Annotated in this window: 10 protein-coding genes; 6 read left to right on the top strand and 4 right to left on the bottom strand. The window is 74.5% G+C overall.

Annotated elements, in window-relative coordinates; all coding sequences use genetic code 11:
- Both WMJ97_RS00810 and WMJ97_RS00805 read left to right on the top strand, forming a co-directional pair.
- The gene (locus WMJ97_RS00810; RefSeq protein ID WP_347347054.1) at positions 1–1,266 is read left to right on the top strand and encodes a DUF58 domain-containing protein; all 1,266 of its coding nucleotides are present in this window, start codon (positions 1–3) and stop codon (positions 1,264–1,266) included.
- On the top strand, positions 1,263–3,515 hold the full coding sequence (locus tag WMJ97_RS00805; RefSeq protein WP_347347053.1) for a transglutaminaseTgpA domain-containing protein: 2,253 nt from the start codon (positions 1,263–1,265) through the stop codon (positions 3,513–3,515). Before WMJ97_RS00810 ends, WMJ97_RS00805 begins: the two co-directional genes overlap by 4 nt.
- A 169-nt stretch (positions 3,516–3,684) precedes the next feature.
- Here the strand turns inward: WMJ97_RS00805 and WMJ97_RS00800 are convergent, their stop codons facing one another.
- From WMJ97_RS00800 to WMJ97_RS00785, 4 genes are all read right to left on the bottom strand, one after another.
- Complete coding sequence (locus WMJ97_RS00800; protein ID WP_347347052.1) at positions 3,685–4,074, bottom strand: DUF3040 domain-containing protein; 390 nt, start codon at positions 4,072–4,074, stop codon at positions 3,685–3,687.
- Positions 4,075–4,182: 108 nt separating this feature from the next.
- On the bottom strand, positions 4,183–5,343 hold the full coding sequence (dinB, locus tag WMJ97_RS00795) for a DNA polymerase IV (protein ID WP_347347051.1): 1,161 nt from the start codon (positions 5,341–5,343) through the stop codon (positions 4,183–4,185).
- Entirely contained in the window at positions 5,340–9,056 is a 3,717-nt protein-coding gene (locus WMJ97_RS00790) for a DNA polymerase III subunit alpha (protein ID WP_347347050.1), read from the bottom strand. The genes dinB and WMJ97_RS00790 overlap by 4 nt, the downstream gene beginning before the upstream one ends.
- A 77-nt stretch (positions 9,057–9,133) precedes the next feature.
- Entirely contained in the window at positions 9,134–9,424 is a 291-nt protein-coding gene (locus WMJ97_RS00785; protein ID WP_347347049.1) for a DUF6504 family protein, read from the bottom strand.
- A 117-nt stretch (positions 9,425–9,541) separates the two neighbouring features.
- Between WMJ97_RS00785 and WMJ97_RS00780 the strand changes: the two genes are divergently transcribed.
- The 4 genes from WMJ97_RS00780 (at position 9,542) to WMJ97_RS00765 (ending at position 14,113) form a co-directional block, all read left to right on the top strand.
- Positions 9,542–10,138 (top strand): DUF4126 domain-containing protein, encoded by a 597-nt coding sequence (locus WMJ97_RS00780; protein ID WP_347347048.1) that lies wholly within the window; start codon positions 9,542–9,544, stop codon positions 10,136–10,138.
- Positions 10,139–10,142: 4 nt separating this feature from the next.
- On the top strand, positions 10,143–11,177 hold the full coding sequence (locus WMJ97_RS00775; protein WP_347347047.1) for a hypothetical protein: 1,035 nt from the start codon (positions 10,143–10,145) through the stop codon (positions 11,175–11,177).
- 46 nt (positions 11,178–11,223) lie between these two features.
- Positions 11,224–11,781 carry a methyltransferase domain-containing protein gene (locus tag WMJ97_RS00770; protein ID WP_347347046.1) on the top strand — a complete coding sequence of 186 codons (558 nt, stop codon included), beginning with the start codon at positions 11,224–11,226 and terminating at the stop codon, positions 11,779–11,781.
- A 91-nt stretch (positions 11,782–11,872) separates the two neighbouring features.
- Complete coding sequence (locus WMJ97_RS00765; RefSeq protein WP_347347045.1) at positions 11,873–14,113, top strand: AAA family ATPase; 2,241 nt, start codon at positions 11,873–11,875, stop codon at positions 14,111–14,113.
- Positions 14,114–14,171 lie beyond the last annotated feature (58 nt).

The following is a 14,171-nucleotide window of genomic DNA, read 5'->3' as shown; positions in this document are numbered from 1 at the left end:
GTGAGGGTGCCCATCGTCCGGCCGACGACGCGCGGGGCCGTCCTGCTGGCGGTCGGCGTGGGGCTGCTCGTGACGGCGTACGTCGCGCGCGAGCCGAGCCTCGTGGGGGTGGGCGTCCTGCTGGTCGGGCTGGTGCTCGTGGCGCTGGCGGCCGCGTGGCTGGGGCTGCCGCGGCTGCGGGCGTCCCGGCGGGTGACGCCGTCGCAGGTCGAGGCCGGACGACCCACGAACGTGGAGCTGAGCCTGGCCGCCCGGGGGGTCGGCGTCCCGGCGCTGTACCGGCTCGACGACCGGATGCCGCCCTCGTTCGGCGGCGCGCAGGCCCTCGACGTGCCCATGCCGGCGCGGCAGCCGATCCGGGTGGCGTACCAGTGCCGGCCGCTGCGCCGGGGGCGGTTCCGGCTCGACCGGCTGACGGTCGAGGCGACCGACCTGCTCGGGCTCGCCCAGCGGACCACCCGGCTGCGCGCGGACGCGTCCGTGCTCGTCACGCCGCCGGTGCTGCCGCTCAGCGCGGCGCGGCGACAGGTGTCGGGGACGTCCGGGGAGACGCCGATCCCCCAGACCGCGATCTCCGGGCCCGACGACGTGCTGGTGCGCGACTATCAGCCGCGCGACGACGTCCGGCGCATCCACTGGCCGTCGACGGCGCGGGCGGGCCACCTGATGGTCCGGCGCGAGGAGCAGGCGTGGGATCCGACGGCGTGGGTCGTCCTCGACTCGCGCTCCGCCGCGCACGGCGGCGCCCAGGTCACGAGCGCGTCGTTCGAGTGGCTGGTGACGCTCGCGGCGTCCGTGGGGGCGCACCTGTTGGACGCCGGCTACGTCGTCAGCATCGCCGACGCGGGCGCGCGGACGTTCTCGTCGCGGCGCGAGCACCTGCAGCCGCGTCAGGCCTGGCTCGAACACCTCGTGGATTCCCGCCTCAGCCCCGAGACCGGCCTCGGCGAGGCGACGCGGATGGTCTCCCGGGAGACGTCCGGGCACCTGGTGGTCGCGCTGCTCGCGACGCTGGACGCCGCCGACGCGGCCCAGCTCGTCGACACCGCCGACGCCAACGGCGGTTGGGTGCTGCTGCTGGACGACGCGGCCGGCACCTCACGCGTCCCCGCCGGGGGCGGACACACCGACGGAGGGCTCGACCAGGGCCTCCGGATCCTCGCCGCGCACGGCTGGTCGGTCGCGCGCACCGCGCCGGGCACCGACCCGTCGGGCGCGTGGCAGCGGCTCGGCGTCCGGGCGGCGGCGACGGGGGTCTGGTCGTGAGGCGCGCCACCCGGCAAGGGCTGGCGGTCGTCGTCGCCCTGCTGCTGCAAATCCCCGCGTGGCGGGCGATCACGACGGACGCCTCCGCCCTCGTCGTCGCCGGCCTCGCCATCGTGGGGGTCGGGCTGGCGGGGGTGGTCCTGCGGGCGCTGCGGGCCACGGACGCCGTCGTGATGATCGTGCAGACCCTCATCGTCGCCGGCGGGGCGGTCGGGCTGTGGCAGGTGTTGGCGCCGCGCCAGAGTCCGTCCGGCCTGGTCAACGGGGCGATCGAGCACCTCCAGCGCAGCGTCGCCCCGGTCGAGGCCCACAGCGGGCTGACCGTCTTGATCTTCGTGCTCGTCGGGCTCGTCGCCCTGCTCGCGGACGCGCTCGTCGTGAGCCTGCGGCGTCCGGCGTGGGTGCTGCTGCCCCTGCTCGTGATCGTGCTCGTTCCCGCCATCGGCCCGCGGGACCGGTCGCTTCCGTTCGCGTCCGTGGCGCTGCTGGGTATCGGGCTCGTGCTGGTCATGGCGACCGCCCGGCGACCCGCGTTCGCGCCGGGGGCCGCGGGCGCCGGCCAACGGGCCGGCGGCGTCCTCGCGCTGGCCGCGGCCACCGCGCTCGCCCTGCTCGTGACCGGCGTCGTCACGCCGCTGATCCACGTGCCGCCGTCGCTGCGCGGCGACAGCGGGACGCCGATCCGCATGAGCGACCCCAGCCTCGACCTGCGCCGCAACCTCACCCAGCCGCGCGACGTGACGGCCCTCACCTACACCACCGACCGGCCCGGCGGCGCATACCTGCGCATGGCGACGCTGCCCGCGTTCGGCGCGCAGGGCTGGCACCTGGCGAACAGCGACGTCCGGGTCGGGTCGCTGCCCCGGCCCCCGGGCCTGACCGAGGAGGCGCCGACGCGGCACACCGCCATCCGGATCGACCGGCTCCAATCGGAGTATCTGCCCTTGCCGTACGCGCCCCGGGCCGTCCGCGGGCTCGACGACCGGTGGGGCTACCTGCCCGACTCGCTGGTCATGCTGGCCCTGGGCATCCCGAACCGGGGGTCGGCGGCGTCGTGGGGCCTGACCTACGACGTCGAGAGCGTCGACGTGCAGCCGAGCGCCGCGCAGCTGGCGGCGGCCGCCGACGGCGGTCGTCCGGCGGAGGGTGACCTGGTCTCGCAGGTGCCCGCCGACCTGCCGCGGAGCGTCGTCCGGCTCACCGACCGGGTCACGCGCAACGCCCGGACGCCCGGCGAGCGCGCGCAGGCCATCCTCGCCTACCTGCGGCAGCCGGAGTTCACGTACAGCCTGGAGCCCGCCCCCGGGTCGGGCTACCGGACCATCGAGCGCTTCCTCCTGGAGGACAAGGAGGGTTACTGCGAGCAGTACGCGGCGTCCATGGCGATCATGGCGCGCATCGCGGGGATCCCGTCGCGGGTCGCCGTCGGGTTCACGCCCGGGCGGCAGACCGGCGACGGGTGGCGCGTTTCGATGCGCGACATGCACACCTGGCCCGAGCTGTACTTCGCCGGCTGGGGCTGGGTCGCGTTCGAGCCGACGCCGTCCTCGGGGCTGAACAGCCCGACGCCGACCGCGACGCCGACGGCGTCCCCGACCGCGTCTCCGACGCCCACCGCCGAGCCGACGTCCGAGCCGACCGGCGAGCCCACCGCGGAGGCGACGCCGGCGCCCGGCCAGGCCGGGGACGAGGGGGCCGGACCGGGCGGCTGGCCATGGTGGATCGCGCTGGTGGTGCTGGCGGCCGCGGTGGTCGTCGCGGGGCCGGCGTCCGTGCGGGCGTGGGTGCGCCGTCGGAGGCTGGCTGCGGGACGCGACCCCGCGGTCGAAGCGCTGGACGCCTGGGACGAAGTTCGCGACACCTTCCTCGACCACCGGCACGCCTGGCCGCCCGGGTCGCCGCGGTTCGCGGCCACGGTGGCGTCCGGGGAGCTGCCGGAGAGCGCGCGCCCGGCGCTGTTCCGCGTCGCGATGGACGCCGAGGCGGCCCTGTTCGCCGCCCCGGGGACGTTGGAGGGCGTCCGGGCGGCGGGGGCCAGTGGCCCCGCGTCGGGCCCGGCGGACGGTGCGGCGGGCGCGGGAGAAGGCGAGCGGGACGCGGGAGAAGGCGAGCGGGGCGCGGGCGGAGGCGTCCGAGAGGGGTACGCCGGCGACGTGTCCGCCGTGGCGTCCGGGCTGGAGGAGGGGACGTCGTCGCTCGACCGGACGCGCGCGCGGCTGTGGCCGGCGTCCCTGTGGCGCCGCGCCTGACCGGCCCGCTCAGACGATCCCGACGATGCCGGACGCCGCCCGCCCGGCGCGCTGCCGGCGATGGTCAGCGACTCGTCTGACTGCGGGCACCAAGACTCGTCTCCCTCCGGGCACAAAAAAAGCGGCCCCGAAGGGCCGCTGTGGAGTGTACGGAACGCCGGTCAGAGGGTCAGAGACCGTCGTCTTGACGACGCCGCCACCGCTCCTCCATTTTGTCCATGAACGGCGTATCCGTCGTGGGCGACTTCGGACGCGGCTGCGACGGCCGTGCGGGGACGCCGTCGTTCCCGTTGCCGACGTGCTGCCACGAGGTGAGCGCCGCGATCGTCGAGACGAGCATGACGACGAACCCGATGACGCTGACGGCCGGATGCGTCTCCATCCCCGCGATGAGGCCGGCGATGCCGACCACGAAGCCGAGGCCGGCGAGCGCGACGCGACGCTTGTGCAACCGTCGAGTACTCGTCCCGCGGAGAGTGTTGGCGAACTTCGGATCGTCGGCCGCCAGCGCGGCCTCCATCTGCTCGAGGAGCCGCTGTTCTTCCTCCGAGAGGGCCATGTCAGCCTCCCTTGGTCGTTGATGTGCACGCCAACATCGGCGCTTTCCACAAGTGTAGGCGCCGTCGGCTCCAAACGGAACCGAACTATCGGGTGTAGCCAGGGTGGCTCACCGCCTCCGGCCGGTCAAGGTGGCCCGCTGGACGGCCGCGGGGCCGAACTTCTCGATCGCCGCGTCCGCGGCCCGCTCGGCGTCACGCCAGCCGTGCTCGGGATCGCCCAACATCGGCTGCTGGTAGGCCTGCTCGAGGTCGACCAGACCCCCGACCCGCACTCCAACCCTGCGCAGCCGCGGCCGCTCCAGCCGCATGCCGCGGAACAGCGACACCGCCGTCGCATGAATCTCGTCGGTCACGTCGGTGGGGCTCGGCAGGGTCAGCGACCGCTGCGTCACCCGGAAGTCCGCGAACCGGACGTGCACCGTCACCGTCCGCCCCAGCACCCGGGCCCGGCGCATGCGGGACGCCACCCGCGAGGCGACCCGCAGCAACTCGGTCTCGACGAACCGGGCGTCGTCGGTGTCGCGGTCGAACGTCTCCTGGCAGCCGACGCTGCGCTCGCGGTCGCGCGCGATGACCGGGCGCGCGTCGACCCCCCACGCCAGGTCGTGCAGTTGGGCGCCGGTGTTGCCCAGCGCGCGCTGCAGCGTGGCCCGCGACGTGTGCGCCAGGTCGGCCACCGTCGCCAGCCCCAGCCGGCGCAGGGACGCCGCCGTCACCTCCCCCACCCCCCAGATCTTCTCCACCGGCAGGGGGTGGAGGAACGGGATGACCCCCTCGGGCGGCACCTCGACCAGCCCGTTCGGCTTCGCCGCGTTGGACGCCAGCTTCGCGATGAACTTCGTCGGCCCGATGCCCACCGAGCAGGGGATGCCCTGCTCGTCGGCCACCATCGCCCGCACGAGCTCGCCGATCTCGGCGGGCGGCCCGAGCCGGCGCACCGCGCCCGTCACGTCGAGGAACGCCTCGTCGAGCGACAGCGGCTCCACCCGCGGCGTGATGGTCTCGAAGATCGCGAACACCCCCTCCGACACCGCCTGATAGGTGTCGTGGTCGGGACGCACCGCCACCGCGTCGGGACACAGCCGCCGCGCCCGCGTCGAACTCATGCCGCCCTCGACGCCGAACGCGCGCGCCTCGTAGGTGGCCGACAACACGACGCCGCGGTTCTCCCCGCCCACCCACATCGGCCGCCCCCGCAGCTCGGGACGCCGCCGCAACTCGACCGAGGCGTAGAACGCGTCCATGTCGACGTGCATGACGATGCTCATCGGCCCGAACTCCCCGGGCTCGAGTGCCACAGCTTGCGGCCCGGCTCGGTGAACTCGGCCGGCACGGATGCCGGCGCCGGCCCCGCGGGCCTGACGTCGGTGTACGGCGATTGGACGAACCCGCTCGCGTGCAGGAACACCCGCCGCTGGCCCATGCCGCCGCCGCGCCCGTGGCGCTGCGGGTCGGCCACCGGCTCGTCGGACGCCCGCCCGTCGCCCTCGGACGCCTCGGGTGCGGTCGGGTCGTGCTCGGGCATCTCGGCCGGGGCGTCGATGATCGCCCGGACGGCCGCGACCGCGGCCTCCGCGTCCCCCGTCGCCTCGAGCACCTGCGCCCAGACGCCGTGCAGGTGCGTCAGCTCCCACGCGCCGGTCGCGCGCAACGAGACGCCCCGCGGGCCGGTGCGCCGCAGCTCGCCCCGCCCGACGACCAGCCACGAGTTGAACACCGTGCGCGCGTAGGGGCCCTGCGCGTCTTCGAAGAAGGTGAGGTCGACCGGGCCCGTCGTGTCGTCGAGCGTGAGGAAGATCACCCGCCGGCCCGACCGCACCGGCGGCGTCTGGGTGGCGACCTTCACCCCGGCGACCAGCAGCGAGCTTCGGCTGCGCCGCTCGAGCAGCTCGCTGCTCCACGTGACGCCGATCGCGGCCAGGAACTCCCGGTAGTCGCTCAGCACGTGCCGCGTCGCGTCCATCCCCAGGATGTCGAGCTCCGCCGCCATCCGCTCCGACGCCGTCATCTCGGGCAGGCCCGTGACCGCCACGTCGCCCGGCACCCCGGACGCCCAGGCCGCGCCGGCACCCTCCTCCCCGACCCCGTCAGCGTCGAGGGGGCCGCCCCCCTCCCCGGTTCCCCCCGGCCCGCCGGGAGGAGCCGGGGCGGTGAAGTCGAGCGCGAGCTGGACGGCCTGCCGGTCGCCGGACGCCCCGCCGCCCAGGCCGCGCGCGCGGCGTCCGTTCACCCGCTGGTCGACGCGCGCCTCGCGCGCCAGGTCGGCCAGGGCGAGCATGAGGTCGCGACGGGTCACCGCGCCCCGCGCCGCGACCGGCCCCGGCAACCCCACCCCGTAGAGCTCGTCGAACGCGCCGGCCAGCACGAGGCGCTCGGCGACGTCGATCGACACGGCGGCCCGCCGCCAGAAGTCGACGAGCCCCGCGTACGGCTGCCCGGCGACGATGCGGGTCAGCTCGTCGGACGCGATGCCCTTCACGTCGGCCAGCGCCAGCCGGATGCCGCGCTCGGCGCCCACCGGTTCGACGACGTATTCGACCCGGCTGTGGTTCACGTCGAGCGGCAGGACGGGCAGGCAAAGGCGCCGCGCCTCCTCCAGAATCAGGCGCTTGGGATACATGCCCGGGTCGTGCGTGAGCAGCCCCGCGACGAAGTGCGCCGGGTAGTACACCTTGAGCCACGCCGACTGGTAGGTGGGCAGCGCGAACGCGGCGGCATGGGCTTTGCAGAACCCGAACGAGGCGAAGCTGACCAGCACCTGCCACACCTCGTCGACCAGCGCCGGGTCGTACCCCTTCGCCAGCGCGGCGGGCACGAACCAGCGCCGCACATCTTCTTGCCCCTGGGGGCTGCCGAGCGCCCGGCGCGCCTCGTCGCCGTACGCGAGGCTGCAGCCGGTCATGACCGCGACCAGCTTGATCACCTGCTCGTGAAACACGACGACGCCGCGCGTCTCGGCGAGCGCCGGGACGAGGTCGGGGTGCAGGTACCGCGGCTCGGCCCAGCCGTTGCGGGCGCGGAGGAACGGGATCACCATGTCGGACTTCACCGGCCCCGGCCGGAACAGCGAGATGTCGATGACGATGTCGGTGAAGTCGCTCGGCCCGAACTTGCCGACGAGCTCACGCTGCCCGGGCGACTCGATCTGGAAGCAGCCGATGGTCTCGGCCCGGCCGATCATCGCGTAGACGGCCGGGTCGTCGAACGGCGCGAGGGCGTCGAGGTCGACCCGCTCCCCCTCCACCCGCTCGATCTCGGCGACCGCATGGGCCATCGACGACTGCATGCGGATGCCCAGCACGTCGAGTTTCAGCAGCCCGATGTCTTCGACGTCGTCTTTGTCGAACTGGCTCATCGGGTAGTCGCCGAAGCTCGCCTCCACCGGCGTGCGGTCGTACAGCGTCGCATCCGACAGCAGGACGCCGCAGGGGTGCAGCGCGACGTGCCGCGGCAACCCGTCGAGGCTCTCGACGAGGTCGAACAGCACCCGCAACTGCTCGTCGGCCAGGTTCGCGCTGCGCAGCTCGGGCAGGTCGCGCAGCGCGTGCCGCACGTCGCGCGCCCGGATGTGCGGGAACGACTTCGCGATCGCGTCGACGTCGCCCGGCGGCAGGCTCATCGCCTTGCCGACGTCGCGGATCGCGTGCCGGACGCGGTACGTCTCCATCATCGCGACGCACGCCACCCGCTCGCGGCCGAACATCGCGAAGATCATGTCGTAGACGTCGGTGCGGCGCGCCGACTCCACGTCGATGTCGATGTCGGGCAGCGCGACGCGCAGGGGCGACAGGAACCGCTCCATGATGAGGTCGTAGCGCAGCGGATCGACCCCCGAGATGCCCAGGGCGTAGTTGATGAGGCTGCCCGCCCCCGACCCCCGCGCGGCCACCCGGACGCCCAGCTCGCGCACCCCGTCGACCACCTGGGCGACCGTGAGGAAGTAGGGGCTGAACCCCAACTCGCCGACGACGGCCAACTCGTCGTCGATGCGGTCGCGCGCCCGCGCATCGACCGACCCGTACCGCGCGGCCAGCCCCGCCTCGCACCGCCGCCGCAGCTCGGCGAACGCGTCGCCCGAGCCTTGCAGCACCTCGAACTCGGGCAGGTGGATCTCGCCCAGCCCCAGGTCGGCCCGCGGGTCGAGCCGGCAGCGCACGGCCAGGTGCCGGGTATCGCCGAACAGCCGCACCGCGTCGCGCCGGCCCGCGAGCCGGCACACCTCGTCGGCGATGGCGACCATCTCTTTGCCCGACTTGAGGTACCCCTCGGCGTTGCGCCGGTCGACGTTGCGCAGGTCGAGCGGGACGAGCCGCCGCGTCGCGTCGAGCACGTCGGCCACCGGCGCGTCGGTGCGGCGCGCCATGCGCACCGCGTTGGTGAGGACGCCGGCCAGCCCGTGCGCGTCGGCGAACGCGAGCATGCGCCCGGCGTGGCCGGCCGACCAGGGGCCCGCCCCGGCGACCCGGTGATGGGTGACCCCGACGACGAGCGACTCGCGATCGACCACCTCGAGCCACCGCCGCAGCACCGCCTCGGCCCGCGCGTCGTCGCGCTCGGCGAGCGCCCGGCCCAGGTCGGAATCGGCCCCGAGCATCACCACGACGTCGTCGCGGTGCGCCCCGATCTGCCCGCGCGTGACCCGCGGCCGCCCCCGCTCGCCGCCCAGGTGGACGGCCGACGTCAGCCGGCACAGCGACGCATACCCGCGCCGCGAGGTGGCCAGCGCGACCACCCGCCCCGCCGAGGGCGCCCCGGCCCGCTCGCCGGCCAGCGCGAGATCGACGCCGACGATCGGCGCGATACCGGCGCCGAGGCACGCCTTCGCGAACCGGACGGCCCCGTACAACCCGCCGCGATCGGTGATCGCCAGCGTGTCCATCTCGAACCCCGCGGCGGCCTCGACCAGGGCCGAGGGGTGGCTCGCCCCGTACTGCAGCGAGTACCCCGACGCCACCCGCAGGTGCACGAACGGGTCACCCATGGCGCCCCCCCCCCTCTTATAGAACAATTGTTCGAGCCATTCACTATAGGAGCCGCCGCCGCGGCGGCGTCAAGACCTCAATCGAGGACGCCGCGCAGCCGCCACCCCGACCCCCCGGACGCCTCTGCGCACGCCAGCTCGAACACCCCTGGCGTGCCCGACCGGCCGTCGGCCGCCACGACCCGCCAGACCTCCGACTCCGCCAGCAGGTCGCCCCCCGGCCGGCTCCACCAATCGGCCGTCTCCCGCCAGCGCGCCTCGACCCCCAGCACCCGCCACAGCCGGCGCCGCCAGATGAACCGGGCGGGCCGCGGCTCCCCCTCGCCCTCGTCGACCCGCACGTCGATCGCCTCGTCGTAGCGCCTCATCGCCGACCCCTTTCGTACGATTGTTCGATACTCAGGATGCTAGCCGGGCCCTCTGACAAAACGAAGCGGCCCGAAGCGAATTGCCCCTCACTTGGCCGCACGCATTACCCTTCCGCCATGGAGATGCTTCCGGCGGCGTTCGCGAGCGGGTGGGCCAGCGGGATCAACGCGTACGTCACGGTCCTCGTCCTGGGCCTGCTCGGCCGGTTCGGCCACGTGCCCGGCATCCCCGAGGCGGTCCAGCGCACTGACGTGCTGGTGCTGGTGGGCGTCCTGGCCCTGATCGAGTTCGTGGCCGACAAGGTGCCCTACGTCGACTCGCTGTGGGATTCGCTGTCGACCGTCGTCCGTCCCGTGGTCGGCACCGCGCTCGGCGCCCTCTTCGCCAGCGGCACGGGCGATCTCTGGACGATCCTGCTCGCCTCCACCGGCGGCATCACCGCCCTGGCCAGCCACCTCACCAAGTCCGGCCTGCGCATGGCGGTCAACACCTCGCCCGAACCGGTCACGAACGTCGCGGCGTCCGTCGGCGGCGACATCGCCGTCACCGGCGTCAGCGCGCTCGTGGCGTTCGTGCCCGTCGTCGCGGCGCTCATCGCCGGCGTCCTGCTGCTGGTGGGGCTCGTCGTGCTCATCGCCGTGGCGCGCCGCGTCCGCCACGGCTGGGACACCTTCCACCGCTGGCGACGCCGCGAACTGAAGCCCGACGCCTGAGCCCATGGGCCGCATCACCGTGCTCGGCGGGACCCTCGCCGGCCTCGCTGCCGCCGCCCGCCTGGCCCGCCTCGGCCACGCGGTGACGCTCCTCGCGGCCCCCGGCGACCAGCCCGACCCGGCGCGCGACCAGCTCGCCGGCCCGGTCGCCTTCCCGGCTCCCTGGCGCGACTTCTTCACCAAGACCGGGCGTCCAGCGGCCGGGGCGCTCGGCGTCCACGGCCTCACGCTGGCGCCCGCCGGCGACGGCTGGCCGACCGACCGGGGCGCCCAGTGGCACCACCTGTCGGAGCGCTTCGGCGAGCCGGTCGCCGCCCGCTGGCGCGACCTGCTCGACCGGCACGACGCCACGTGGCAGGCGCTCCGCTTCCTCGGCCTGGAGGCCGAACTCACCCCCGGACGCCTCCGTGCGGCCCGCCTCGACCCGCGCCGCACGGTGGAGGACGAGGCGCGCGCCTTCGCCGACGCTCCCCCGCTGGCCGGACGCCTCCGCGACGTCGCCCGCGCGGTCGGCTCCGAGCCGACGGACGCCCCCGCCTGGCTCGTCTCGCGGCTGTCGGTCGAGCGGACGTTCGGGCGCTGGGTCCTCCTCGACCGCGACGGCCGCGTCGCCCCGTCCGCCACCCTGCTCGACCTGGTCGCCGAGCGGGCCGCACGCGTGGGCGTCCGGGTGACGGCCGGGCCGCCGCCCGAGCCGGGCACGGTCACGGCGCCCGGCTCCACAGGTTCCGCAGGTTCCGCCGACGCCACCGCCCCCCGGACCGCCGCCGACGCTGACGCCATCATCGAGGCGCGGCCGACGGGGGCGTCCTGGCGGAGGCCACGGCCCTTCCGGCCGGACTTCGTCGCCCAGCTCGCGGCCCGCCCACCCCTGCGCGACCCGCACGACGCGACCCGCTTCCACGCCTCGCCGTCGAGTCCGGGCGGGGCCGAGCCATGGGCGCAGCTGCTGACGGGCGCGCTGGCGTCCTACGCCTGCCACGAGGCGCTGACGGGCGAAGACGTCCGGCCCACCAACCGCGACCTCACCCGCCACTGAGGCCGCGCGGCCGGCGGCCGCGGCGTCCGAGGGGCAGAATGGGCAGATGACCAGGCTCGACGACGCGTTCGCGGCCCTGCCGCGCGTCGATTTCCTGCCGCCCGATCAGCGTCCGTTCGCCGGGCGCGACCACCCGCTGCCGATCGGGTACGGCGCGACGAACAGCCAACCGTGGACCGTGCGGTACATGCTGCGCCTGCTGGACGCCCGCCCGGGCGACCGCGTCCTCGACGTGGGCAGTGGGTCGGGCTGGACGTCCGCCCTGCTCGGCCACCTCGTCGGGCCGTCGGGGTCGGTGCTCGGCGTCGACGTGGTGCCCGAGCTGGTCGAGATGGGGCGCGCGAACCTCGCCGGACGCCTCGGGTGGGTGCGCTTCGAGCGCGCGCGTCCGGGGGTGCTGGGCTGGCCGGACGCCGCCCCCTTCGATCGCATCCTGGTGTCGGCCGACGGCGGCCGCGTCCCGCCGGAGCTCGAAGGGCAGCTCGCGACGGGCGGGCGCATGGTGGTCCCGGCGGGTCACGCCATGGTCGTCGTCGACCGCACCGCGACCGGCCTCACCCGGACGCCGACCGGCGACCTGTTCACCTTCGTCCCGCTGCTGTGAACGCCGCCCCGGGGCGTCGAATCGGCTTCTCACCGCGGGTGCTTGACGGGTGCCGTAAAATGCTCGGTCTGGCAAAACGAAGGGTTCGCTGTTGACTCAACCGACCGTTCCGAACACTCCGGACGCCGGCGTGTCGGCCGACGTGCTCGCCCACGAGCTGGCGATCGAGCAGGCTCACGTGGACGCCGTGTACGACCGCCTCGCCGAGGCGACGCGCTCCGCGCGGTCCGCGGCGTCGCAGGGCCAGTCGCTGTATCACTCCGATCGCGAGACGTACGTCCGCGAAGAGGACGGCACCGCGCTCTTCGAGCGCGACGCCTTCGCCTACCAGGCCGCCCGGCGCCTCGCGGTGTTGGACGCAGAGCACGAGGGCCTCGTCTTCGGACGCCTCGACCACACGGACGACGAGGTGCGCTACATCGGCCGCATCGGCGTCCGGGACGACGATTACGAGCCGCTCGTCATCGACTGGCGCGCCCGCGCCGCCGAGCCGTTCTACCGGGCGACGCCGAGCGACCCGATGGACGTCGTCCGGCGCCGCGTCCTGCGCTGCCGGATGGACCGGGTCGTCGGCATCGAAGACGACCTGCTGGACGCCTCCGCGAAGCGCGACGACCTGCCGATCATCGGCGAGGGCGCGCTCATGGCGGCCCTGTCGCGGGCCCGCGGGCCGCACATGCGCGACATCGTGTCGACGATCCAGGCGGAGCAGGACGAGGCGATCCGCGCCGACTACCGCGGCGTGACGGTCATCAACGGCGGCCCGGGCACCGGCAAGACCGTCGTCGCGCTGCACCGCGCCGCCTACCTGCTCTACAGCAACCGCCGCCGGTTCGAGCGCGGGGGCATCCTCGTGGTCGGCCCGGGTCCGGTGTTCATGAACTACATCGAGCGCGTCCTGCCGTCGCTGGGCGAGGATTCGGTGACGCTCCGCGCGATCGGCTCGGTGGCGTCCGACGTGCTGCCGGGGCTGGACGCGACGCGGGTGGACGCCGCGCCCGCGGCCGCCGTGAAGGGCAGCCTGCGCATGGTCGAGGTGCTGAAACGCCTGGTCGACCTGCCGTTCACGCAGGCCGGCGAGGAGTTGGTGCTGCGGGTGACCGTCAAGGGCGAGCCGCTGACGCTCCGCGAGGAGCAGCTCCACCGCATCCGGGCGACCATCCTGGCCCACCAGCGCGTGAACGTCGCGCGCGGCGCCGCCGAGAAGGCGCTCGTCGCGGCGCTGCAGCAGCAGGTGCCCGCCGAGCTCGACCTGGAGGACGAGGTGGTGGCCGACCTCATCGCCGACTCGGCCCCGTTCAAGATGTTCCTGAACGCGTGGTGGCCGCCCCTGTCCGCCGCCGATGTGCTCCGCCGGCTGGCCGACCCGGCCGTGGTGGCGCGGGTGGCGGGCGGCGTCCTGAGCGAAGAGGAGCAGCGGGTGCTGGCCGACAGCCTCACCGGGCATCGAGATTTCTCGGTGGCGGACACCGCGCTCCTCGACGAGCTGGTGGCGACGCTCGGCCCGGTGCCGCAGGAGGAGACCGACGACCCGACCCTCTTCCTCACCGCGGAAAGCGACGTCTCGGAGCTCGTGACGACGGCGGACACGCTGGCGCGGCCGTCCGAGGCGCCGGACCCGAACGAGGACACGTTCGAGACATACGCGCACATGCTGATCGACGAGTCGCAGGACATCACGCCGATGCAGTGGCGGATGCTGCGGCGCCGCGGGTCGCAGGCGTCCTGGACCGTGGTCGGCGACCTCGCGCAGAGCTCGTGGCCCGACCTCGACGAGGTCGGCCGCGCCGTGCGGGAGCTGATCGGGACCGCACCGCACCGCGAGTTCCGGCTGTCGGTGAACTACCGGTCGCCGGCCGAGGTGTTCGAGCTGGCGGCGCAGGTGGTGCGCGAGGCGTTCCCGAAGGCGGACCTGCCGCAGGCCGTCCGCTCGACGGGCCTGGAGCCGGAGCTGCGGGTCGCGGCGTCGGCCGGCCTGGCCGACGAGCTGGCGGGCATCGTGCGCGGGCTGCTGGGCGAGGTCGCCGGAACCGTCGGCGTCATCGTGCCGCCGTCGCGCCTGGACGCCGTCCGCGATCAGGTGCGCGAGCGCCTGGGGTCGGAGGCCGGCGCCGAGGACGCCGACCGCGCCTGGTTCATCACCCCGCTCGAGGCCAAGGGCCTGGAGTACGACGCGGTCGTCGTCGTGGACCCCGACGGGGTCGTCGCGGAGAGCCCCGGAGGCGTTCGGGTGCTGTACGTAGCGCTCACACGTCCGACCCAGCGGCTGGTCACCCTCGATCTGGACGCCCCCGGCGCCTGGCGTCCGCCGGGCGTGGGCGTTTCTACCTGACGTTCTCCACACTCTGAGGTGGAGAACGTCACACGTCTCCTCGTCGGCCCGCCGTCAC

The sequence above is a fragment of the Nigerium sp. genome (assembly GCF_039811905.1).
Classification (GTDB): Bacteria; Actinomycetota; Actinomycetes; order Propionibacteriales; family Propionibacteriaceae; genus Propioniciclava.
Note: the sequence above shows the minus strand (reverse complement) of the source record. Positions and strands in the feature narration are given on the sequence as shown.